Genomic DNA, 22,320 nt, shown 5'->3' on the forward strand with positions numbered 1-22,320 from the left:
CCGGTGGCGCTGCGCTGACCGGGGCTACGGGGTCGTGCGCTCGGGTAGCCCGGATTAGGCGCACGCGCCGCCATCCGGGGCCCGCGTTGGTTTATTTCGCCAGCGTGGCGAAGCGGGCGAATACGCTGTCAAAAATCGCCAGCCCTTTCGCAATCTGCCCGGCGCTGATGGTGCATGGCGGCACCACGTGAATGCGGTTTTCCACCACAAAGGTCAGCAGACCTGCTTCGGTTAACGCCCCCTTAATCGCCGCCATATCCGCTGCGGTTAACGGCGTTTTGCGTTCACGGTCGCTAACCAACTCCAGCGCCTGGAACAGGCCGCGGCCGCGGACATGACCGATAATGGCGTGTTTTTCCGCCAGCGCTTCCAGCCCCGGACGCAGGACCTGATTCCCCATCTGCGCCGCGTTTTCCACGATATTCTCCTCTTTCATGGCATCGATCGTCGCCACAATCGCCGCCATCGCCAACGGATGGCCGGAATAGGTCAGACCGCCGGCAAAGAAGTGATCGTCAAAATAGCGGGCAATCGGATCGCTAATCAGCACGCCGCCCGCAGGCACGTACCCGGCATTAACTCCCTTGGCAAAGGTCACCAGATCCGGCACTACGCCATCCTGCTCGAAGGCAAACCAGCTGCCGGTTCGGCCAAACCCGGCCATCACTTCATCAAGGATCAGCACAATGCCAAACTCATCGGCCAACGCCCGCACGCCCTGCATATAGCCATCAGGCGGCACCAGAATGCCCGCGGTACCGGGGATCGACTCCAGCAAAATCGCGGCGATGGCGCCAGGGCCTTCGCACTCAATGATGCGGCGCAGATGTGCCAGCGCGCGCTGGCACTCTTCCTCTTCCGTCGTGGCGTTAAACTCGCTGCGATAGAGGTACGGGTTAAAGAAGTGCACGTGACCGCGCGAATATTCATTCGGCACGCGACGCCAGTCGCCGGTGGCGGCGATGGCGCTGCCGGTATTACCGTGGTACGAGCGATAAGCCGACAGCACTTTATCGCGCCCGGTGTACAGCCGCGCCATGCGAATGGCGTTCTCGTTAGCATCGGCCCCAGCATTGGTAAAGAACACTTTGCTAAAGCCTTCCGGCGCCAGCTCGACAATGCGTTTCGCCGCTTCGCCACGCGCGAGGTTGGCGGTGGCGGGCGCGATGGTCACCAGCTCTTCCAACTGCGCTTTCATCGCCGCCAGCACACGCGGGTGCTGATAGCCGATATTGACGTTCACCAACTGACTGCTGAAATCAAGGTAGGTTTTGCCTTCGTAATCCCACAGTTCACAGCCTTTGGCCCCGGCGATCACCAGCGGATTTAAATTGCCCTGCATCGACCATGAATGAAACACATAAGCGCGATCCAGCTGCCGAACTTCATCATTACTTATCGCTACATCGTTCTGTATTGCCAGCTTCATACCCTGCCCTCTCTCATGTCGTTGTTGTTGGCACCATCATTGGCTGTTCAGGGGAGAAACGGATAGAGCCAGTAAGACGAAAACGATGTGACACCGTGTCACATCGCCGCACGCCGACTGGCCCTGTGCCCACGCGCGTAGGGTTTCTATAGTAGGAGTGACAACCTGCACAGGAGAATGAAATGACAACGAGCAAAGTGGTGTTTATTACTGGGGCGACCTCGGGTTTTGGGGAAGCGGCAGCGCAGGTCTTCGCCAATGCGGGCTGGTCGCTGGTACTGAGTGGACGCCGATTTGAGCGGCTGAAAAAGTTAAAGGATAAGCTCGCCTCGCAGGTACCAGTGCATATTATCGAGCTCGACGTGCGCGACAGCGATGCGGTCGCCGCGGCCATCGCGGCGCTGCCTGCTGAATTCGCCGATATCAAGACGCTGATTAACAACGCCGGGCTGGCACTGGCGCCGCAGCCGGCGCAGAAGGTCGACCTGCAGGACTGGAAAACGATGATCGATACCAACGTGACCGGTCTGGTTAACGTTACCCATGCGCTGCTGCCAACGCTGATTCAGCACGGTGCTGGCGCCAGCATAATCAATATCGGCTCCATTGCCGGTCAGTGGCCCTATCCGGGTAGTCATGTTTACGGCGCCAGCAAAGCGTTTGTCAAACAGTTCAGCTACAACCTGCGCTGCGATTTACTCGGCACCGGGGTGCGGGTGACCGATCTGGCGCCGGGCATTGCCGAGACCGAATTTACCCTCGTGCGCACCAAAGGCGACCAGGCGGCGTCCGATAATCTGTATCGCGGTACCACCCCTCTGAGTGCGCAGGATATCGCGGAGCAGATGTTTTATATCGCCACCCTGCCGGATCATATGAATATCAACCGTGTAGAAGTGATGCCGGTGCGCCAGGCCTGGCAGCCTTTTGCGATTGACCGGGATTGAGGGTAAACCAGCCTGATTTATCTCCCCCTCCCCGGTGGCGCGACGCTTAGTCGGGCTACCCGACTGCACGCCCTGTAGCCCCGGTAAGCGCAGCGCAACCGGGGGATTTTCCCAGGCACCGGCGGGAAACCACCCGGATGGCGGCGTGAGCGCCTTATCCGGGCTACCCGACTGCACGCCCTGTAGCCCCGGTAAGCGCACGCCACCGGGGAGATCGGCTGCAGATGATTGGGCCCGCCGCTGATTAGCGGCTGCTCTGCAAAAACTGGCGGACGCGTTCGGAGTCCGGGTTGGTGAAAAATTTCTCCGGTGGGGCTTTCTCAATCAACAACCCTTTTTCGAGAAACACCACTTCATCCGATACCTGACGGGCAAAGTCCATCTCATGAGTCACCACCACCATGGTGTAGCCCTCCGCCGCCAGCGCCTTCATCACCCCCAACACTTCGTTGACCAGCTCGGGATCCAGCGCCGATGTCGGTTCGTCAAACAGAATCACCTCCGGCGACATCGCCAGCGAACGGGCAATCGCCACCCGCTGCTTCTGCCCGCCGGAGAGGGTAATCGGCCAGGCGTCGGCTTTGTGCGCCATCCCGACCTTTTCCAGCTGCTGTATGGCTATGGCAGACGCTTCATCGCGTTTCATCCCTTTGACGTGGAGCAGCGCTTCGCTGACGTTCTGCTGCACGGTCAGGTGCGGCCACAGGTTAAAGCTCTGGAACACCATCCCCACCCGCTCACGAATCTTCGACAGCTGACGGTGGGACATGGCTTTGCCGTTCTGTTCATCAATCCCCAGCCGCTGGCCGCCGATATGAATCTCCCCGCGGTCCGGCTGTTCCAGCCAGTTCATGCAGCGCAACAGCGTCGATTTACCGGAACCGGACGACCCCAGGATGCTGACCACCGACCCCTTTTCAACGGTCAGATTGATGTCACGCAGCACTTCAATATTATCAAACTGTTTGGAGACGTTTTTAATGCTTACTGCAGTGGTATCAGGCATGACTCATTCCTCTTCTGGCTCCGTGGGCGCTCAGTCGCTTAATCAGCAACTCCAGCAAAATGCTGATCGCCCAGTAGAGTGCAATCGCGACGATAAAAGCGTTAAACGGGATGAACCAGGTCGCCTGCACGCTGTTGGCGGCGGCGGTAATTTCCTGCACGGTGATAATGCTGAGAAAAGCGGTATCCTTCAGGCAAATAATCAACTGGTTGCCAAACAGCGGCAGCGACGACGAGACGATATTCGGCAAAATAATCCGCCGGTATATTTGATAGCGTGAAAAGCCTTGCGCCACCGCGGCCTCAATATATCCGGCGGAGAAGACCCGGCGCTGGCTGCGCAGAATTTCAAAGAAATAGGCGCCGTGGTAAATCATCAGCGCCACCAGACCTGCGGTCCAGGCGTCCATACTGATCCCCACTTCCGGCAGGCCGTAATAGAGCAGATAGGCGAGGATTAAGAACGGAATCGCGCGCATCAGGCTGACAAACGCGATAATCACGCGGTTAAGCCAGCGCTTTTGATATTCGGTGACGTAGCACAGCACAATGCCAATCGCTAACCCCACAACGGCGGCCAGAATGAAGAGCTCAAGCGTAGCAATCAGGCCAGCAATAAAGCTGTCGCGCGCTGACCAGATAATGGCCCACTGATTCATAGATCCTCCTGTTGTTATCGTGCCAGGCGTTTTGCTTTACGCTCCGCCAGTCCCTGTAGCTTCAGCAGCATGCCGATTATCACGACGTAAAGCAGACCCGCCGCGAGAATCGGCGACAGGGGCTCATAGGTGACGGATGAGATACGGTTGGTGACGCGGGTCAAATCGACCACGCCGATCACCGCAATCGCCGGGCTGCCTTTAATCAGGAAAGACATTTCGTTCACCAGCGCCGGCAGGCTTTCGATCCACATTTGCGGCAGCATGATGTAGCGAAAATAGGTCCAGCGGCGCATCCCCACGGATTCTGCCGCCTCGCGCTGCTCGCGCGGGAAGGTGCGGAACGCATTACGCCAGATTTCAGCGTTAAAAGCCGAGGTATTGAGGGTCAGCGCTACGATTGCCGCGACGTTTTTATCAAGATTAATCCCCACCGTAGGCAGCGAGAGAAACAGAAACAGCACCAGCGTCACCAGCGGCGTGGCGCGCGCCAGGCTGATATAGACCACCAGCAGCTGATCAACAATCGGGATACGCAACATCCGCACCAGGGCGATCAGCAGGCCAATCACCACCCCAAAGACGATGGCGATGGCCGAAATCCAGAGGGTCGTCCATGCGCCTTCAATCAATAACTGCCAGGAAATTGCATCCATATGGCCCTCCTGTGGATTAAAAACGCGGCGGTGACCCGCCGCAAAATGTTACAAACCAGCCAGTTTGTGGAACTGTTCCGGACTGGTAATCGCTTCTGTCGGGAGGTTATCGTAGGTTTCGCCAAACCATTTTTTCTGCAGCTCGGCAAGCTTGCCGGTTTCACGCATATGGTTGATAAATTTGGTCATGTAGGCCAAAAGCTGCGGCGAGTTTTTCGGAATCGGCCACGCCATGTAACCAGGTCCGGACACCGCCAGCCCTTTGGCAAAGACCTTCGGTTTGGCTTTCGCCAGGTCGTTAACCGAAATCACCACGTTAATCACGTAATCGAGGCGCTTATTGGCAAGGTCGGCGTAGGCTTCCGGGTAGGAGGGATACTCCACCACCGGCCCGAGTTTGCCGCCGGTTTTTTCCAGCATCGCTTTCAGCTCAGGCAGTCGCGCCAACAGCGCGCTGCCCGCCTGCAAGCCCACTTTTTTGCCGCTCAAATCGGCGATGGTATTAAGCGAGTTATCGCCAGCGCGCTTGACAAAATAGTGCTGCGCCGAGGCCCACGGCGGCGTGAAATCAAACACCTTAAGCCGGTCGTCGGTAATCACCGCGCCGGTTAACGCCATATCGTACTGACCGGTGGAGACCGCCGCTAACAGGCCGGTCCACGGCAGGATGCTCTGGTCGACGTGGAATTTCGCATACTTGCGTAGCTCCTCCAGCATATCTTTGTTAAAGCCGTCGGTCTGGCCGTTACTCATAAAGTTAAACGGCGCGTAATCATCTTCGGTCGCGACTTTCAGGGTGCCGGATTTTTCAATTTCCGGGAGATCTGCTGCCGCTGCGTGATAAGAGAAAGTCATTGCCATAACGGCGCCCAGACACATTGAAGCCAACGATTTTTTCATCAATCCACCCCTAATTAATTCGCCAGACGTGTTCATTCCCGAACATGAAAAGGTTTTGCAAAATTTGTGCCGACGGAAGTTCCGGTCCGCGACTGATGAATGCGTTTTTACTGTAGGGAGCGTTTTTGTTTTCCGGATAGAGCCAGTTGCGCTGCGTCTGTGTGTCAGTCTTTTTCAGGGTGGTATGGAATTTGCTGCAAGGTAAACAGTGTATTCACCTGAGGAGCCCCGCATGATCCGTCACCTTTTGCACGTCGAGTTCGACCAACGTCGCGGTTTACAGGAACAAGTGCGGGAGACGCTGGTGAACGCCATTCTGAGCGGTATTTTTTCTGCCGACACGCCGCTGCCCTCCTGTCGTCAGCTGGCCAGCCAGCTGCGGGTGTCGCGCAATACCACGGCGCTGGTTTTTGAGAGTCTGGTCAGCGAAGGGTATCTCATCAGCCGCCCGCGCAGTGGGTACTATCTGCATCCCGACTATCAACATTCCGCCGGGACGGTTGCCGTACAGGGTGCACCGGATGACGATCGCTCTGCACCACGCTGGGGCACGCGGCTGCAAATCACCCCCAGCCAGCAGGAGTCGATTCTTAAACCCGCTGGCTGGATGAACTACCGCTACCCGTTTATCTATGGCCAGCCGGATACCCGCCAGTTCCCGCTGACCACCTGGCGTTCGGCGGCCAACTGGCTACACGGCGGCGTGCGCGATCCGGCCTGGGTCGTCGATCATATCGACCAGGACGTGCCAATGCTGATTGAGCAGATCCGCACCCGGGTGCTACCCAAGCGCGGCATCGTCGCCGCCGCGGATGAGATCCTGATTACACTCGGCTCGCAGAACGCGCTGTACCTGCTCACCCGCCTGCTGATGTCGCCAAAGACCCGGGTCGGCGTCGAGAACCCCTGCTTCCGCGAGGCGATTAATACCTTCCTGCTGGCGGACGCCGACATCGTGCCGCACCCGGTGGACGAAGAAGGGATCGTGCTCGACGATGCCCCCTGCGATTACTACTACGTCACTCCAGGCCATCAGGTGCCGACAGGGGTGGCGATGAGCCAGGCGCGGCGCGGCCAGCTGCTGGAACATGCGGCCCGCCACGATGCGGTGATTATTGAAGATGATTACGACTCGGAAAGTAATTTTATGCTCAACCCGCTACCGGCATTGAAAGCCAGCGACCGCAGCGGGCGGGTGATTTACGTCAGCAGCCTGTCGAAGGCGCTGTCTCCCGGCCTGCGGCTGGGATTTATGGTGGCCGACCCGGACCTGATTGATGAAGCCCGCGCACTGCGGCGGCTGATTTACCGCCATCCGCCCACCAATATTCAGTATCAGATGGCCCATTTTCTCGCCCAGGGGCACTATGAAACCCATCTGCGGCGCTACCACTACGACTCTGCCCAGCGCTGGGACCGCCTCAACAACGCTTTGCAGCAACATCTGCCGGAATGCCGGATCATCCCCGGCAGCGAGCATGCCAATGCCTTCTGGCTGGCCACGCCGGAGCAAATCAATACCCAGCAACTGACCTGGCGCGCCGCCCATGCCGGGGTGCTGATTGAACCCGGCGCGCGGCATTTCCTCAACGCCAACCCGCCGGAAAATTTTTTCCGCATGGGCTTTCACGCCATCAATCCTGATGCGATTGCGCCCGGCGTCGAAGTGCTGTGCCGCCAGCTGGCGCAACTGGGATAAACGCAGTCTGCCATCGCCCACCCGCGCATCCTGCACCCCATAACCCGGATAAGGCGCTCGTGCCGCCATCCGGGGAAATCCCCCCGGTGGCGCTGCGCTTACCGGGGCTACAGGGCGTGCGGGCGGGTAGCCCGGATAAGGCGCTCGCGCCGCCATCCGGGGAAATCCCCCCGGTGGCGCTGCGCTTACCGGGGCTACAGGGCGTGCGGGCGGGTAGCCCGGATAAGGCGCTCGCGCCGCCATCCGGGGAAATCCCCCCGGTGGCGCTGCGCTTACCGGGGCTACAGGAGCGTGCGGTCGGGTAGCCCGGATAAGGCGCTCGCGCCGCCAGCCGGGGAAATCCCCCCCCGGTGGCGCTGCGCTTACCGGAGCTACAGGAGCGTGCGAGCGGGTAGCCCGGCTAAGCATCGCGCCAGCCGGGGGAAACCGGCTCACGGTTACACCACCTGCGCGTATTGCAGCATCACCTGCAGCAGCACGTTTGCACCGGCAGCGACATGTCCGGGAGAGGCGTACTCGATTTCGTTATGGCTAATCCCGTCTTTGCAGGGAATAAAAATCATCCCCGTCGGCGCCAGATAGCTCATATACACCGCATCATGCCCGGCGCCGGAGACTATCTCCCGCGCCGGATAGCCCAGTCGCGCCGCCGCATCGGTAATGGCCTGCTGGCAATCCGCATGGAACGGCGCCGCCGGATAATGGCTGACCTCCTGCAACGCCACCGCCAGGCCGCTCTCCTGCTGCACCTGGGCGATAAAATCCCGCAGCTGGCGGTCCATCTCATCGACCGCCGCGTCGCTGAGATTGCGCATATCAATAGAGAACCTCACCTCGCCCGGCACCACGTTGCGGCTGTTGGGATAGACCTGCACCATCCCCACGGTGCCGCGCCCCTCTTTGCTACGCCCGGCAATCGCCACCACCTCCTGCATGATCCGCGTCGCCACCTGCAAGGCATCCTGACGCAGACGCATCGGCGTTGGCCCGGCATGAGACGCCTGCCCCGTCACCACGCAATCGTACCAGCGGATACCTAATACGCCCTGCACCACGCCGATGATTTTCTCCTCATCTTCAAGAATCGGCCCCTGCTCGATATGGGCTTCAAAGTAGGCGCCGATCGGATGATCGCCGGGCGTCTGGTTGCCGATATAGCCGATACGCGCCAGCTCCTCGCCCACCGTTTTTCCCTGCGCATCCTGCGCGGCATAGATTGTTTCCAGCGGGAATACCCCGGCAAAGACGCCGGACCCCATCATCACCGGCACAAAACGCGAACCTTCTTCATTGGTCCAGAACACCACTTCAATCGGCGCTTCGGTTTCAATATCGAGGTCATTGAGCGTACGCACCACCTCCAGCGCCGCCAGCACCCCGTAGTTGCCGTCAAATTTCCCGCCGGTAGGCTGAGTATCAATATGGCTGCCGGAGACAATCGGCGGCAGTAGCGGATTGCGCCCTTCCCGACGCATAAACACGTTTCCGATTTGATCAACGGTGACGCTCATCCCCGCCGCCTGCGCCCAGCCGATGACTAAATCCCGTCCCTGTCGGTCGAGATCGGTGAGCGTCAGGCGACAGCAGCCGCCCTTCGGCGTCGCGCCGATTTCCGCCAGCGCCATCAATGAATCCCATAACCGCTCACCGTTAATACGCCACCCCGCCATCTCTGCAACCGGGGTAAAAAGGACCTCACTGCTCATCTTTGTCTCCTTGCGCGAATGCAACGGCCAGCTCCACCAGTAGACGATCGCTGCCGCGTGGCCCTAAAAAAGAGATGCCCAGCGGCAGACCACCGGCCTGAGCGACCGGCAGCGTCACCTGCGGACGCCGGGTCATCACCGAAATCAACAATAAATCGTGAGAAAGACGCCGGATGGTCTCAATCTCCTCGGCCTGCGCCGTCAGCAGCGGCGCACCGTCGGGCACGGTGGGCAGAACCAGTATCGCGTCGCCCAACCGCGCATCCCACCAGCGGGTAAAGTGCTCCCGCCGCTGGCAGGCGGCCTCGTACTGTGCCGGCGTCACCGCTTTTCCCCATAAGAAGCGTTCGCGCACATCCGGCCCCAGCTGCAGGCCATAGCGTTCTATCATCTCCCCCTGCGCCTGCCAGGCCTCGAATCCCTGAATCTGCCGAAAGGCGAGATAAATCTCGTCGCTATCCGGCAGCGGCGCGTTCAGCGGCGCGATGGCGCCAAATGCGCGCGCAAGCCGCTGCCTGACGGGTAACAGTGCCTGCTGGCTACGCAACGGCAGGCGGGAAAAGAGGGCCTCATGGCATGCCAGCGCCGCACCGGCAATCGCCGGAGGCTTCGCGTCCAGCAGGCAATCAGCGACCGCCCGAAAGACCTCCGGCGTTTGGGCGAAGAAACCGCAGGTGTCCATCGTGGCGCACAGCGGCTGGCAGCCATCGAGCGAAATACGCCCGTGCGTGGGGCGCAGGCCAAACAAGCCGCAGTAGCTTGCCGGGGTGCGCACCGAACCGCCGGTATCGGTGCCCAGCGCAAAATCGCACACGCCGTTCGACACCGCCGACGCCGACCCGGATGACGAGCCGCCGGGAATATGGTTCGGCGCGGCGCCGTTGCGCGGCGTGCCGTAATGCACATTGTGGCCGCTCATCGAGTAGGCCAGCTCGCTGGTGTGGGTTTTACCGATAAAACGGGCGCCGTTATCCAGCAGAATCTGCACCACCGGGGCGGTACGGCGTTTAATGCCGGAGAGCGCCAGTACATGCGGATTGCCGCCGCCGGTGGGATAACCCGCAACATCAAACAGATCTTTGACGGCAAAGGTCATCCCGCTGAGCGGCCCGCTCAGGGCGTGGGGGACCGGCTGCGGCGGGTAAGGCATAAATGCGTGATTATCATCCTGCACAGGTATCACCTCCTTTATTCAGGCCGACCGTTCAGGCATAGCGCGCCGGTTTTTCAACGGCCGGGGTCAGCTCTCGCCAGCGATGACAGCTCACCACATGACGCGGGTCAACCTGTTCGGTCACGGGTTGAGTTTGCCGACAAACGGGTCTCGCATGCGGACAACGCTCGGCAAACGCGCAGCCCGGCGGCAAGCGGGAAAGATCCGGCGGCGAACCGGGGATGCAGTGCAGCGCGTCGCCTTTTTTCAACCCGTCTTTCGGGCGGCTCCCCAGCAGCACCTGGGTATAGGGATGGCGAGGACGGGACAAAATGTCGGTCATCGAGGCTTCTTCAACGATCCGCCCGGCGTACATCACCGCCACCCGGTCGGCTATCTCCACCGCGGCGCCAATATCATGAGTCACAAAGATAATCGCCAGTTCGCGCTGCTTTTGCTGCTCGCGCAGCAGGATCAGAATCTGGATCTGCACCGTGGCGTCCAGCGCGGTGGTCGGCTCATCCGCCAGCAGCAGCTGCGGGTTGCACGACAGCGCCAGAGCAATCATCGCCCGCTGGCGCATACCGCCGGACATTTCGTGCGGGTAGGCGTCCAGCCGCCGTTCCGGACTGGGGATCCGCACCTGGCGCAGCGCCTCCAGAGCCCGTTCCCGCGCCGCCTGACGCGACAGCCCTTCATGACGACGCAGACCTTCGACGATCTGCTGGCCGACGGTATACACCGGATCAAAGGCCAGCAGCGGCTCCTGAAAAATCATCGCGCAACGCGCGCCGCGATAGGCCCGCAGCCGGGAAGCGCTCATCTTCAGCACCTCCTCATCGCCGACGCGCAGCGTCCCCGAGAGCACGCTGCTTGTGGGCGGGTGCAGGCGCATCAGCGCCCGCAGGGTGACGCTTTTACCGGACCCCGACTCCCCGATCAGCGCCATCACTTCCCCTTTATGGACATCAAAAGAGACGCCGTTAACCGCATTCACCGTCTGGCCATCGCGGCGAAACTCCACCCGCAGATCGCGGATATGAACAAAAGCCTCATGCGACATGGCTGACCTCCTGAATGGCGATGTTCTGATGCCAGGGCGACGATGGCTGGGCCATCAGGCAGGCGCTTTGATGCCCCTCGCCGACGCTTTCGAGCACTGGTTTCACCTCGGCGCACACCGCTCTGGCGTGCGGGCAGCGGGTGTGAAACCGACAGCCCGAAGGCGGTGATATTGGGCTCGGCGGATCGCCGTTCAGCGGCGAGGTCAGGGTGCGGTTTTGCGGGTCCATCGACGGCATCGAGCTGAGCAATGCACGGGTATAAGGATGAGCGGAGGCGGTAAACAGCTGTTCCGCGGGCCCAATCTCCACTACCTCACCAAGGTACATCACCAGAATGCGATCCGACAGCCAGCGCACCACGTGCAGGTCGTGGCTGATAAACACATAGGTCAGTTCGAGGGTGCGCTTTAGCTCCTGCAACAACTGCAGCACCTGCGCCTCTACCGATTTATCCAACGCCGACACCGCCTCATCGAGGATAACCAACCGCGGCTTCATCGCCAGAGCGCGGGCAATGTTGACGCGCTGACGCTGGCCGCCGGAGAGCGCATGCGGATAGCGGTGGGCAAAACGCTCGGGTTCGAGGCCAACGTGGGCCAGCAGATAGCGGGCATATTCGCTGGCTTCTCTGGCGCTCACTCCGTGTACACGCTGGCCGAAGGCGATACTCTCCTCCATCGTCATACGCGGATTGAGCGAAGCATAGCTATCCTGAAACACCATCTGTACCTGACGGCGATACTCTTTCATCGGCAGGCGCGTTGACCCCACCGTCAGGCCGTCAAAGATCAGCTCGCCGCTGTCTTGATTCAGCAACTGCATCAACAGGCGCGCCGTCGTCGATTTGCCGCAGCCGGACTCCCCCACCACGCCCAGCGTTTCACCTTTCATCACCGTAAAGCTGACGTTATCCACCGCCTGCACCACTTCACGGTTTTTTGCGCCACCGGCACGAAAATACTTCAACAGATTATTGACCTTTAGCAGCGGCTGAGCCGGGCCGCCAAGGTCGATATTGATAAAAGGTTGCATCGTTACTCCTTAATCGCCATTGCCGTGCGCAGGCGGTCGGCGAGGATATTGAACGAAATGGAGGTGATAAAAATCATCAGTCCGGGCAGGGCCGCCACCCACGGCTGGGTGTAGATGGCCGTGCGCAGGGTATTGAGCATCAACCCCCATTCCGGCTCCGGCGGGCGCACGCCCAGGCCAAGAAACGAGAGGCCGGAGGCGAGGATCATGCACACCGAAATCAGGCCGGTGGAGAAGACGAAAATCGGTCCCAGCACGTTGCCGAGGACCTGGACGCGGATAATGGTAAAGGCGCGGGCCCCGGTAGCGCGGGCGGCCTCGATATAGTCCATATGGCGGACCTGGGCGGTGACGCTTTCCGCAATCCGCGCCACCTGCGGCACGAACACCAGCGTCAGCGACAGCAGCGCGTTGCCAATCCCCGCCCCCAGCGCGCCGGAGAGCGCAATCGCCAGCAGTACCGAAGGGAAAGCGTAAAATACATCGACGGTGCGCATAATCAGGGTATTGGTTTTACCGCCCGCATAGCCGGCGATAATGCCGATGGCGCCGCCGATGAAAAAGGCCAGCACCACCGGCACAATTCCCATAAACAGCGACAGTCGGGCGCCGAGGATCAGGCGCGACAGCATATCGCGCCCCAGTTCATCAGAACCCAGCACAAAGCCGTCGCTGCCGATAGGTTTAAGGCGTAAAAACATCGAGGTCTGATAAGGGTCTTTCACTATCAGCCACGGGCCAAACAGCGCCAGCGCCAGCAACAGCAAAATGATGGCGCCGACGATCAGGCCGCCGGGATCGCGCAGCAGGCGGCGAAACACGCCGCGCCAGTAGCCCTGCCTGGCAGCCACAACCGGAGAAACCGGCGCTATTTTCGTCGCGGTATCCACCATAGTCAGCTCCTCTTAATTCGCGGGTCGAGGGTGGTTTGCAGGATATCCACCAGCAGATTGAGCAGCACAAAGAACAGCGCCAGCACCCAGATAGTCCCCTGCAATAGCGGCAGGTCGCGCTGGAAAATCGCCGTGTTCAGCAGCAGGCCGGTCCCCGGCCAGGAGAAGACCGTTTCAACGAGAATCGAGCCGCCCATCAAATACCCCACCTGCAGCCCCATCACCGCCAGCGCGGTTGGCGCGGCGTTTTTCACCACGTGGAGGAAGATGCGCGATTCGTTCAGCCCGCGGGCGCGCAGGCCGACGATAAACTCCTGGCTGAGAATGTCCGCCACCTGCGAACGCACGGTGCGGGCGATAATCCCGGTCGGGATCACCGACAGCGTAATCGCCGGCAGCAGCATGAACTGCAGATGCTCCCGGTCCCACTGCCAGCCAATCTCGCCAATCGGCCCGCCGCCGGTGGCCGGCAGCAGGGAAAATTTGACGCTGAAGACGATGACCAGCAGCATGCCCAGCCAGTAATGCGGCACGCTGACGCCGAAAACCGACAGCAGCGACGCCAGGCGATCAACGATGCTGTTGCGAAAGTAACCGGCGACAAAACCAAACAGGCTACCCAGCACAAAACCGATAAGGGTTGCCAGCAGCGCCAGTCGCAGCGAATAGCTGACCGCCGTCAGCACTTCGCCAAGCACCGGCCGCCCGGTCGCCACCGACATGCCTAAATCGCCATGCAGCGCCCGCCATAGCCAGTGCACGAACTGCAAAGGCAGCGGTTTATCAAAGCCATAGGCCTGCATTAATGTGTGGCGCAGCGCTTCGGAGGCGTCCGGCGGCATCACCGAGACCAGCGGATCGCCCGGGGCAATCTGCACCAGCATAAAACAGATCAGCGCCACCCCGAGCATCGTCGGGATGGCCAGCAGAATGCGGTATAGCAGCGTGTTGATCATCTGTGCCCCCTGTGCGGTTACTCTTTTTTGCTCACCAGACTGAGATCGATAAACCAGCTCTGCGGCTGCACCACGCCGGTCACCGCAGGCGAGATGGCCCGTGGCCCGACATCATGGGCGACAAACAGGAACGGCACCTGATCGACCAGCGCCGCATGCAGTTCCCCGGCGGCTTTATCCATCTCTGCTGGGGTAAAAGCGTGCTTCACCGCCATCGCCAGTCTTTCCGTCTCCGGCGTTGTGAAATAGCCCCAGTTGGTGGCGACCGGCGGGAAAGCTTTGGCGGTCGAGAAGCGGATCAGGCCGAAATAAGGATCGTTGACCGCCGCGCTGACGTTGATCGCATCGATCCCCTTCGCCGACGGATCTTTCGCCCCCAGACGCCAGTTGGTAAACAGGGTGTTCCATTCCGTCACTTTGATATCGACATTGAAGAAGCAGCTTTTCAGGCTTTGCTGGATGTATTCATTCATCGGCAGCGGCTGCATCTGCCCGGAGCCAGAAGCGGAAGTTGCCACCGTGACATGCAGCGGTTTCGCGGCGCTAAATCCGGCCTCGGTCATCAGCTTGCGGGCGCTGTCCGGGTCGTATTTGATCTGGAAAGTGGGTTTGCCATGCCACGGACTGTCGGCTTCATAGACGCCGGTCGCTTCGGTCATGTAACCGCCGAGATAGCTTTTGAGTTCGGCGCGGTTAAGGCACAGGTTGGCGGCTTTGCGCACGCGGATATCTTTCCACGGCGAGCCTTCGGCAAAGGAGAACTGCCACGGCCACAGGTGCGGCTGGGTGTTGGCGTAGATTTTAAAACCCTGGGCCTTAATCTGATCGACCGAATCCGGCGCCGGGGCTTCAATCCAGTCCACCTGTTTTGACAGCAGCGCGGCGGTACGGGCATTGGCCTCCGGCAGCGGGATCAGCACCACTTTATCGACGCGTGGAATGCGCGCTTTATTCCAGTAATCCGGGTTTTTATCGAGAATCAGCTGCTGGCGCGGAACCAGTTTTTCCATTTTAAACGGACCGCTGCCCACCGCCTGCGCGGCGAACGCCGTCCACGCCTGCTTGCTGCGGGCCGCCGCATCGCCGATGCTGGCCGGGACCGCGTCATACTGTTTCTGCCACGCCGTCGGCGAGACAATAAACAGGTTGGTGATGTTGTACGGCAGCAGCGCATCCGGCTCGGAGGTGGTGAGCGCGACCGTATATTGATCGATTTTTTCCGCGCCGCTCAGCGTCGGCATACGCGACAGCGTATTACCAATCTGCCCCGGCGCATACTGCGGCGCGGCTTTGTTCAGCACCTTATCGACGTTCCAGACGATGGCGTCGGCGTTCACCTCGCTGCCATCATGAAACTTCACTCCGGGACGGAGGGTAAAAATCCAGCGATTTTGATTCTGCGGGTCAACGTGCCACTCCGTCGCCAGGCCCGGAACCAGGCCGCTGGGCTTTTCGCCCTGTGAAAGATCCCACTCGACCAGCGCATCGTACAGCGGGATACCGGTGAAGCGGTTGCCTTCATACCCCTGATCGGGCTGCCCCAGCGTCAGGGGGATATCGGCGGCGGTCATGGCGATCCGCAGCGTGGAAGCACTGGCCTGCAGGGAGGCAAAGAGCGCCAGCGCGCCGCTCACCGCGACGGCGAGATGGCGTTTGCGCAAAAGTACGGTGTTATTTAGCATCACATTGTCCCTGTTAAATAAAGTCGTTATTTAACAGGCAAGATGCATACCAGTTTATCCGTGCGAAAAATAAGTGTGAAAGCGCTTATAAAATAAGAGCAACCTATTATATCTAAATGATTTCAATTGAAAAAATAAACAATCCTTATCTTTACGCACCACCAGAGTGAAATAAGTTGCAGAATTGCACCAGGCGATTTATTGCCCCACTGCAAAGCCTGGTAATAATAACGTAGCGTCACTTTTTATTAAATAAATTCATCATTTCCGCGCAATTATCAGCCTGGGTCGATCCCATCTATACTTCGTTTATCGCGCTAACCAGGGAGTCACCATGCCACTACCCGACTTTCACCGCTCCGACCCCTTCAGCCTGGGGATTGAGTTGGAGCTGCAGGTGGTCAATCCGCCAGGATACGACCTGAGCCAGGACTCCTCGCTGCTTATCGATGACGTGAAGAGCGGCCTCAGCGTCGGCGAGGCGAAACATGACATCACCGAAAGCATGCTGGAAATCGCCACCGGGGTCTGTCGTGATATCCACCAGGCGGCGATGCAGCTGGGCGCCATCCAGCAGGCGGTTTTACGCGCTGCCGCCCGACACCATCTGCACATCTGCGGCGGCGGCACCCATCCTTTCCAGACCTGGCAGCGCCAGCAAATCAGCGATAATCCGCGCTATCTGAAAACCGTGGAGCACTTCGGCTACCTGGCGCAGCAGTCGACGATATTCGGTCAACACGTCCATGTTGGTTGCCAGAACGGCGATGATGCGCTTTATCTTTTGCATGGTCTGTCGCGCTTCGTCCCGCATTGCATTGCGCTGAATGCGGCCTCCCCGTGGCTCGACGGCGCCGACAGCGGTTTTGCCTGTTCGCGCCTCAATTTGTTCGCCGCTTATCCTGACAACGGGCCCATGCCGTGGGTCAATAGCTGGCAGGAGTTTACCCGCCTGTTCCGGCGCCTCAGCTATACCGGCATGATCGACAGTATGAAGGATCTGCACTGGGATATTCGCCCCAGCCCGCGTTTTGGCACCGTCGAAGTGCGGGTGATGGATACCCCGCTCACTGTTGCGCAGGCGATCAATATCGCCGGATTCATCCAGACCCTCGCCTGCTGGCTGCTGGCGGAGAGGCCGTTTAAACACCATCCCGATGACTACCTGCTGTACCCTTTTAACCGCTACCAGGCCTGTCGCTACGGACTGGAGGGCATCAATACCGATGTTCACAGCGGCGAGCAACGCCAGCTTGGCGAGGAGATTTTACAGCTGATCCCCCGCCTCATGCCCTACGCCGATACGCTCAATGCCGCCAGCGCCCTTGAGGCGATCGGGCGCCAGCTGCGGCAGGAGAAGAGCGAAGCCCGGCAGATGCGTGAGTTTGTCGCCGGCGGCGGCTCGCTGATCGGCCTGGTACAAAAACACTGCGAAATCTGGGCGTCATAGTCCGGCAAAAAGGTATACTGCGGCCAATATTGATTTCGCCGCCCCGCGTCTTCCTGCGGCATACCTGGAACGTTCTCATGACTTTGCGCCTCCTGCCGCTGCTGCCAGCGCTGCTGATTCCCCTCGCCGCGCAGGCCAGCGGGAAATGCACCCTCACCGACCCGTCGCTGACGCTACAAAGCTATACCGTCAATCCGCAGCGCGAGCGCATCGTGATGTACTGGAAAAACGCGGATGGCGAGGCCTTCGGTTCGCTGCGTGCGCTGCTGGCGGATATCGATCGGGACGGGCGCGTGCAGATGGCGATGAACGGCGGGATTTACGCGAAGAACTACGCGCCGCTGGGGCTGTATATCGACAAGGGCGTGCAGGAGGCTCCGCTTAACCGTGCTTCCGGCGGCGGCAACTTTTTTATCCGTCCCGGCGGGGTGTTTTATCTGCAGGGGCAGAAGGCGGGGATCGTCAGCATCGATAAATTTAAGCCATCGTCGACGATCGCCTACGCGGTGCAGTCCGGCCCGATGCTGATTGAAAACGGCACAATAAACTGGCGCCTGAAGCCATCCGCCAGCTCACGTAAACTGCGCAACGGCGTCGGTATCACCCGGCAGGGTCAGGTGATTTTTATGCTCAGCGATCGCGAAACCAACTTCTACGATTTCGCCTGCTACGCGCAGTCAAAGCTCAACGTACGGCAGATGCTCTATCTCGACGGCACCATTTCAAAGATGTACCGGAAAGGCGGCAGCGTGCCGTGGCAGTATCACCCGTTCGTGACCATGATCGCGGTGGAGAGCAAGTAATCCCCGTAGCCCCGGTCAGCGTAGCGCCACCGGGGATTTTCCCAGGCCCCCGCGGAAAACCACCCGGATGGCGGCGCAAGCGCCTTATCCGGGCTACCCGAGCGCACGACTCTGTAGCCCCGGTCAGCGCAGCGCCACCGGGGAATATTTCCGGGCACCTGCAGGAAACCACCCGGATGGTGGCGCGCGCGCCTTATCCGGGCTACCCGGCGGCACGCCCCCGTAGCCCCGCTCAGCGTAGCGCCATCGGGGAATATTCCCGGCCCCCTGTGGGAAACCACCCGGATGGCGGCGCAAGCGCCTTATCCGGGCTACCCGGCCGCACGACCCCGTAGCCCCGGTAAGCGCAGCGCCACCGGGGAATATTCCCGGCCCCCTGTGGGCAACCACCCGGATGGCGGCGCAAGCGCCTAATCCGGGCTACCCGAGCGCACGACCCCGTAGCCCCGGTCAGCGCAGCGCCACCGGGGTATTTTTCCGACACCAGTGGGGAAACCACCCGGATAGCGGCGCAAGCGCCTTATCCGGGCTACCCGAGCGCACGCCCCCGTAACCCCGGTCAGCGTAGCGCCACCGGGGAATATTTCCCGACACCTGCGGGCCACCCGGATGGCGGCGCAAGCGCCTTATCCGGGCTACCCGAGCGCACGCCCCCGTAGCCCCGGTCAGCGTAGCGCCACCGGGGAATATTTTCCGACACCAGTGGGGAAACCACCCGGATAGCGGCGCAAGCGCCTAATCCGGGCAACCCGAGCGCACGCCCCTGTAGCCCCGGTCAGCGCAGCGCCACCGGGGAATATTTTCGGGCACCTGTGGGAAACCACCCGGATGGCTGTTATGTCATCCGGTGTTCGCCCTGCATCAGCGCCTCGCGGTCAAAGAAGCGCTGAATGACCCCTTCGGCTATAAATGCCGCCCGATCCGACATATGCGCAATCACATCGGCATCATGGCTGACCAGCAGATAGGTCATGCCGTGCTCCTGCTTCAGCCGGTTCAACAGATTGAGAATTTCCGCCTGCACCGACATATCCAGCGCCGAGGTGGGCTCATCTAACAGCAGGATCTGCGGGCGCAGCAGCAGCGCCCGCGCGATAGCCACGCGCTGGCGCTGGCCGCCGGAAAGCTGATGCGGATAACGACGCGCGGCGTCGGCGGGGAGCCCCACCTGTTGCAGCGCGGTAGCGACCCGCTGCTGGATAGCGTCGAGACCGTGGATTTTCAGCGGTTCAGCCAGGGTTCGCCACAGCGTATGGTTGGGGTGCAGAGAGGCATAGGGATCCTGAAATACCATCTGCACATTGCGGCGCAACTCGCCCTGAAAACGCACCCCGGGGGCTATCGCTTTGCCGAACAGCTGAACGTCGCCGCGCCACTCGCGCTGTAGCCCGGCGAGAACCCGCAGAATCGTCGATTTTCCGCAGCCGGAAGCGCCGATCAGGCTGAAAGTTTCCCCGGCCTCAACGCGGAAGCTGGCGGCGGAAACCGCCGTTTTTTCCGCAAAAATGACCTGCAATGCGTCGAGATTAACGACTGCCATGCGCCGCCTCCGTAAAGTCCTGCGTTCTGTCGAGAGTGGGCAGCATCTGGCCGTAGGTGCTCGCATCGGGACGACAGGTCCACAGCGTACAGGTGTAGGGATGCGTCGCCTGAGGCAGCTCGCGGGCGGGCATCTCATCGACCTGTGCGCCCTGATACATCACCAGCACCCGGTGGCAATGCTCCGCCACCAGCGGCAGATCGTGGCTAATCAGCAGCATTGCCATTTGCCGCTGCTCGCACTGTTCCACCAGCAGTTCAAGGATCTGATTGCGCAGGCGGGAATCGAGCGCCGAGGTCGGTTCGTCGGCTATCAGCACTTTCGGGTTGTTCAACAGCGCGATGGCGATCATCACCCGTTGCCCCATTCCGCCGGAGAGTTCGCCGGGGTAGCGGCTGAGTACGGGTAAATCGAGGCCGACGGCGGCAACGGCGGCTTTCACCGCCTCCAGCCGCATGCGGCGGCTCAGGCGCTGATGCAGCGTTAAGGCCTCTTCCAGCTGTGCCTGAATGGTCTGCACCGGATTCAGCGCATAGCGCGGATCCTGCAAGACCATGGCGATATCGTTGCCGCGCAGCGCACGCCAGCGGCGAGCGTTGAGGGTCAGAAGATCGTGCCCCAGCACGCTCAGCGTTTCTGCGCTGACCACGCCCGGACGACGCACCAGCCCCATCAGCGCGCGGGCGGTCATCGATTTGCCGGAACCGGATTCGCCCACCAGCGCCAGCCGCTCGTTGCCGAGCGTAAAGCTGAGGTTATTCACCACCCGGGCAGAGGGATAGTCGATGGATAGCCCCTGAACGGTGAGTCGGGTATCAGTCATGTTGCGGCTCCAGAACATCGCGCAGGCCGTCGCCCAGCAGGTTAAAGGCCAGGCTGGCTATCAGGATCACCGCCCCGGGCGCGGCGGCAATCCACCACTGATCGAAAATGACCTGCATTCCGTCGGCGATCATCGCCCCCCATTCCGCCATCGGCGGACGCGCGCCGAGACCGAGGAAACCGAGCCCGGCGGCGGCGAGAATAATGCCGGCGAGATCCAGCGCCAGGCGCACGATGGCGGAGGGCAGACACAGCGGCAAAATATGGCCAGTCAGCAGCCGCCAGCCGCGAATGCCCATCATCTCCGCCGCAGCCAGATAATCGCTATGGCGCAGGCGCTGAATTTCGCTGCGCGCCTGGCGAGCGTAGGCGGGCCAGGTGGTGAGCGCCAGCGCCAGCGCGCCGTTAACCAACCCCGGCCCCAGCATGGCGACAAAGGCAAAGGCGAGGATCAGGCGAGGCATTGACATCACCACGTCGGTAAACCGCATCAGAATACGTTCCAGCCAGCCGCCGTAATAGCCGGACAGAATCCCCACCAGCAGACCGGCGGGGAGCGTAATCAGAGTGACTAACGCCACCAGCCCCAGCGCCGGGCGCGCGCCGTAAATCAGGCGAGAGAGCAGGTCGCGGCCATAGCTGTCGGTGCCGAGCCAGTGCCGGGCATCGGGGCTTTGCAGGCGTGCCGCGGCATCCTGCCAGTTGGGATCGAGCGGCGCCAGCCACGGCGCGAACAGCGCCACCAGCAGGAGCAGCGCGATAACGATCAGCCCGCAAAAGGCGGCGGGGGAGCGACGCAGACGACGCAAAAACAGATAAGCCGGCATCAGCGCACCCTCGGGTCGGTCAACCGCACCAGCAGATCGGTGAGGTTATTAATGAAGACAAAGCTGGCACCAATCAGCAGCGTACCGCCCATGATCGCCGTGGTATCGCCGGCAAACAGCGCGGTAGTCAGGTAGCGGCCAATCCCCGGCCACGAGAAGACGGTTTCCGTCAGCACCGCGCCTTCCAGCATCGAGGTCCAGGCCAGAGCGATCACCGTCAGCAGAGTGCCGCGAATGTTGGGGAGCACGTGACGCAGCAGAATCGTCATTTCGCTGGCCCCTTTGGCGCGCGCCAGCAGGATGTACTCTTTGTTCATCTCGCTGAGGCAGGCGGAACGCGTCAGGCGGGTGATGCTGGCCAGCGAATAGTATCCCAGCAGCAGCACCGGCAGCAGCAGATGGCCAATGGCGTTTTTGAACGCCTCTTTATCGCCGGAGAGCCAGGTATCAATCAGCACGAAGCCGGTCCGCGGTTCGACGGTATATTGATAGATATCGTCCAGTCGGCCGGGCCCCAGCGTCCACTGCAATTTGGCGTAGAACAGCGCCAGCATCAGCAGCCCGAGCCAGAAAATGGGAACCGAGTTGCCAATCAAGGTCAAGGTACGGACCGCCAGATCCCACGGGGAACCGGCGTAACGGGCGCACAGCACGCCGGCAATCACCCCGAACAGCGCCCCGACGATCAGCGCCAGGGTGGCCAGTTCGAGGGTGGCGGGAAAGGTGGCGAGCAGGTCGTGCAGTACCGGCTGGCCGGTGGAGCTGGCGGTGCCGAGGTCGCCGTGGGCCAGGTTAACCAGATAGTGCCAGAACTGTACCGGCAGCGGGCGATCGAGCCCGAGCTGGTGGCGAACCTGATCGTAGGTCGACTGGCTGGCATGATCGCCGACGATTTGCAGCACCCGATCGACAGGTGAAAACGCGGAGAGGGCGAATGTGACGAGCAACAGCCCGAAGAGCGTGAGGAGCAGGGTAAGCAGCCCCTGTAGCACGCGCCTGGAAAAATGTGGCATGGAAGTCTCTTCATGTCGGGAGACGGCTTCGCCTTACCCGGCCTACAAAAAACGAGAACCCGGGCCGGGTAAGCGCAGCGCCAC

At 60.8% G+C, this 22,320-nt stretch carries 21 protein-coding genes; 5 read left to right on the forward strand and 16 right to left on the reverse strand.

The window, feature by feature from the left end:
• Positions 1-91: 91 nt before the first annotated feature.
• Positions 92-1,429 carry an aspartate aminotransferase family protein gene (locus tag CWM52_RS22930; protein ID WP_100686192.1) on the reverse strand — a complete coding sequence of 446 codons (1,338 nt, stop codon included), beginning with the start codon at positions 1,427-1,429 and terminating at the stop codon, positions 92-94.
• A gap of 182 nt (positions 1,430-1,611) precedes the next feature.
• Between CWM52_RS22930 and CWM52_RS22935 the strand changes: the two genes are divergently transcribed.
• Positions 1,612-2,376 (forward strand): SDR family NAD(P)-dependent oxidoreductase, encoded by a 765-nt coding sequence (locus CWM52_RS22935; RefSeq protein WP_100686193.1) that lies wholly within the window; start codon positions 1,612-1,614, stop codon positions 2,374-2,376.
• A 244-nt stretch (positions 2,377-2,620) separates the two neighbouring features.
• Here CWM52_RS22935 and CWM52_RS22940 read toward each other — a convergent pair whose 3' ends face one another.
• The 4 genes from CWM52_RS22940 to CWM52_RS22955 are packed head-to-tail and all read right to left on the reverse strand — an operon-like array spanning position 2,621 to position 5,596.
• On the reverse strand, positions 2,621-3,382 hold the full coding sequence (locus CWM52_RS22940; RefSeq protein ID WP_100686194.1) for an amino acid ABC transporter ATP-binding protein: 762 nt from the start codon (positions 3,380-3,382) through the stop codon (positions 2,621-2,623).
• Positions 3,375-4,040 (reverse strand): amino acid ABC transporter permease, encoded by a 666-nt coding sequence (locus CWM52_RS22945; RefSeq protein ID WP_100686195.1) that lies wholly within the window; start codon positions 4,038-4,040, stop codon positions 3,375-3,377. Before CWM52_RS22945 ends, CWM52_RS22940 begins: the two co-directional genes overlap by 8 nt.
• Positions 4,041-4,054: 14 nt before the next feature.
• Positions 4,055-4,696: an amino acid ABC transporter permease gene (locus CWM52_RS22950; protein WP_100686196.1), complete on the reverse strand. Its 642-nt coding sequence runs from the start codon at positions 4,694-4,696 to the stop codon at positions 4,055-4,057.
• A 48-nt stretch (positions 4,697-4,744) separates the two neighbouring features.
• Positions 4,745-5,596, reverse strand: coding sequence for a transporter substrate-binding domain-containing protein (locus CWM52_RS22955; RefSeq protein ID WP_100686197.1), 852 nt, complete (start codon positions 5,594-5,596; stop codon positions 4,745-4,747).
• Between the two features lie 232 nt (positions 5,597-5,828).
• Here CWM52_RS22955 and CWM52_RS22960 point away from each other — a divergent pair, with 232 nt between their 5' ends.
• Both CWM52_RS22960 and CWM52_RS22965 read left to right on the forward strand, forming a co-directional pair.
• Positions 5,829-7,295, forward strand: a complete 1,467-nt coding sequence (locus tag CWM52_RS22960) for a PLP-dependent aminotransferase family protein (protein ID WP_100686198.1) — start codon at positions 5,829-5,831, stop codon at positions 7,293-7,295.
• A 59-nt stretch (positions 7,296-7,354) separates the two neighbouring features.
• Complete coding sequence (locus CWM52_RS22965) at positions 7,355-7,600, forward strand: hypothetical protein (protein ID WP_100686199.1); 246 nt, start codon at positions 7,355-7,357, stop codon at positions 7,598-7,600.
• A 132-nt stretch (positions 7,601-7,732) separates the two neighbouring features.
• Here CWM52_RS22965 and CWM52_RS22970 read toward each other — a convergent pair whose 3' ends face one another.
• The 7 genes from CWM52_RS22970 to CWM52_RS23000 are packed head-to-tail and all read right to left on the reverse strand — an operon-like array spanning position 7,733 to position 15,781.
• A complete protein-coding gene (locus CWM52_RS22970) occupies positions 7,733-9,001 on the reverse strand; it encodes a Zn-dependent hydrolase (RefSeq protein WP_100686200.1) in 1,269 nt (422 codons plus the stop codon).
• A complete protein-coding gene (locus CWM52_RS22975) occupies positions 8,991-10,175 on the reverse strand; it encodes an amidase (protein WP_100686201.1) in 1,185 nt (394 codons plus the stop codon). The genes CWM52_RS22970 and CWM52_RS22975 overlap by 11 nt, the downstream gene beginning before the upstream one ends.
• 31 nt (positions 10,176-10,206) lie before the next feature.
• Positions 10,207-11,217: an ABC transporter ATP-binding protein gene (locus CWM52_RS22980; RefSeq protein ID WP_100686202.1), complete on the reverse strand. Its 1,011-nt coding sequence runs from the start codon at positions 11,215-11,217 to the stop codon at positions 10,207-10,209.
• Complete coding sequence (locus CWM52_RS22985) at positions 11,207-12,250, reverse strand: ABC transporter ATP-binding protein (RefSeq protein WP_100686203.1); 1,044 nt, start codon at positions 12,248-12,250, stop codon at positions 11,207-11,209. Before CWM52_RS22985 ends, CWM52_RS22980 begins: the two co-directional genes overlap by 11 nt.
• A 2-nt stretch (positions 12,251-12,252) precedes the next feature.
• A complete protein-coding gene (locus CWM52_RS22990; protein WP_100686204.1) occupies positions 12,253-13,143 on the reverse strand; it encodes an ABC transporter permease in 891 nt (296 codons plus the stop codon).
• A gap of 2 nt (positions 13,144-13,145) precedes the next feature.
• Positions 13,146-14,099 carry an ABC transporter permease gene (locus CWM52_RS22995; RefSeq protein WP_100686205.1) on the reverse strand — a complete coding sequence of 318 codons (954 nt, stop codon included), beginning with the start codon at positions 14,097-14,099 and terminating at the stop codon, positions 13,146-13,148.
• Positions 14,100-14,116: 17 nt separating this feature from the next.
• Positions 14,117-15,781 (reverse strand): ABC transporter substrate-binding protein, encoded by a 1,665-nt coding sequence (locus CWM52_RS23000; RefSeq protein WP_100686206.1) that lies wholly within the window; start codon positions 15,779-15,781, stop codon positions 14,117-14,119.
• Positions 15,782-16,115: 334 nt separating this feature from the next.
• On the opposite strand from CWM52_RS23000, the gene CWM52_RS23005 reads away from it, so the two are divergent.
• Together CWM52_RS23005 and CWM52_RS23010 are read left to right on the forward strand one after the other, a co-directional pair.
• On the forward strand, positions 16,116-17,231 hold the full coding sequence (locus CWM52_RS23005) for a YbdK family carboxylate-amine ligase (protein ID WP_100686207.1): 1,116 nt from the start codon (positions 16,116-16,118) through the stop codon (positions 17,229-17,231).
• Between the two features lie 83 nt (positions 17,232-17,314).
• Positions 17,315-18,034: a phosphodiester glycosidase family protein gene (locus tag CWM52_RS23010; RefSeq protein ID WP_416308821.1), complete on the forward strand. Its 720-nt coding sequence runs from the start codon at positions 17,315-17,317 to the stop codon at positions 18,032-18,034.
• A gap of 835 nt (positions 18,035-18,869) precedes the next feature.
• Here the strand turns inward: CWM52_RS23010 and CWM52_RS23015 are convergent.
• The 4 genes from CWM52_RS23015 to CWM52_RS23030 are packed head-to-tail and all read right to left on the reverse strand — an operon-like array spanning position 18,870 to position 22,236.
• Complete coding sequence (locus CWM52_RS23015) at positions 18,870-19,574, reverse strand: ABC transporter ATP-binding protein (protein WP_100686209.1); 705 nt, start codon at positions 19,572-19,574, stop codon at positions 18,870-18,872.
• Positions 19,561-20,397 carry an ABC transporter ATP-binding protein gene (locus CWM52_RS23020; RefSeq protein WP_100686210.1) on the reverse strand — a complete coding sequence of 279 codons (837 nt, stop codon included), beginning with the start codon at positions 20,395-20,397 and terminating at the stop codon, positions 19,561-19,563. The genes CWM52_RS23015 and CWM52_RS23020 overlap by 14 nt, the downstream gene beginning before the upstream one ends.
• Complete coding sequence (locus CWM52_RS23025) at positions 20,390-21,223, reverse strand: ABC transporter permease (protein ID WP_100686211.1); 834 nt, start codon at positions 21,221-21,223, stop codon at positions 20,390-20,392. Before CWM52_RS23025 ends, CWM52_RS23020 begins: the two co-directional genes overlap by 8 nt.
• Complete coding sequence (locus tag CWM52_RS23030; RefSeq protein ID WP_100686212.1) at positions 21,223-22,236, reverse strand: ABC transporter permease; 1,014 nt, start codon at positions 22,234-22,236, stop codon at positions 21,223-21,225. The genes CWM52_RS23025 and CWM52_RS23030 overlap by 1 nt, the downstream gene beginning before the upstream one ends.
• Between the last annotated feature and the right edge of the window lie 84 nt (positions 22,237-22,320).

Origin of the sequence: Raoultella sp. T31 (genome assembly GCF_002806725.1) — a bacterium.
Taxonomy (GTDB): domain Bacteria; phylum Pseudomonadota; class Gammaproteobacteria; order Enterobacterales; family Enterobacteriaceae; genus Klebsiella; species Klebsiella electrica.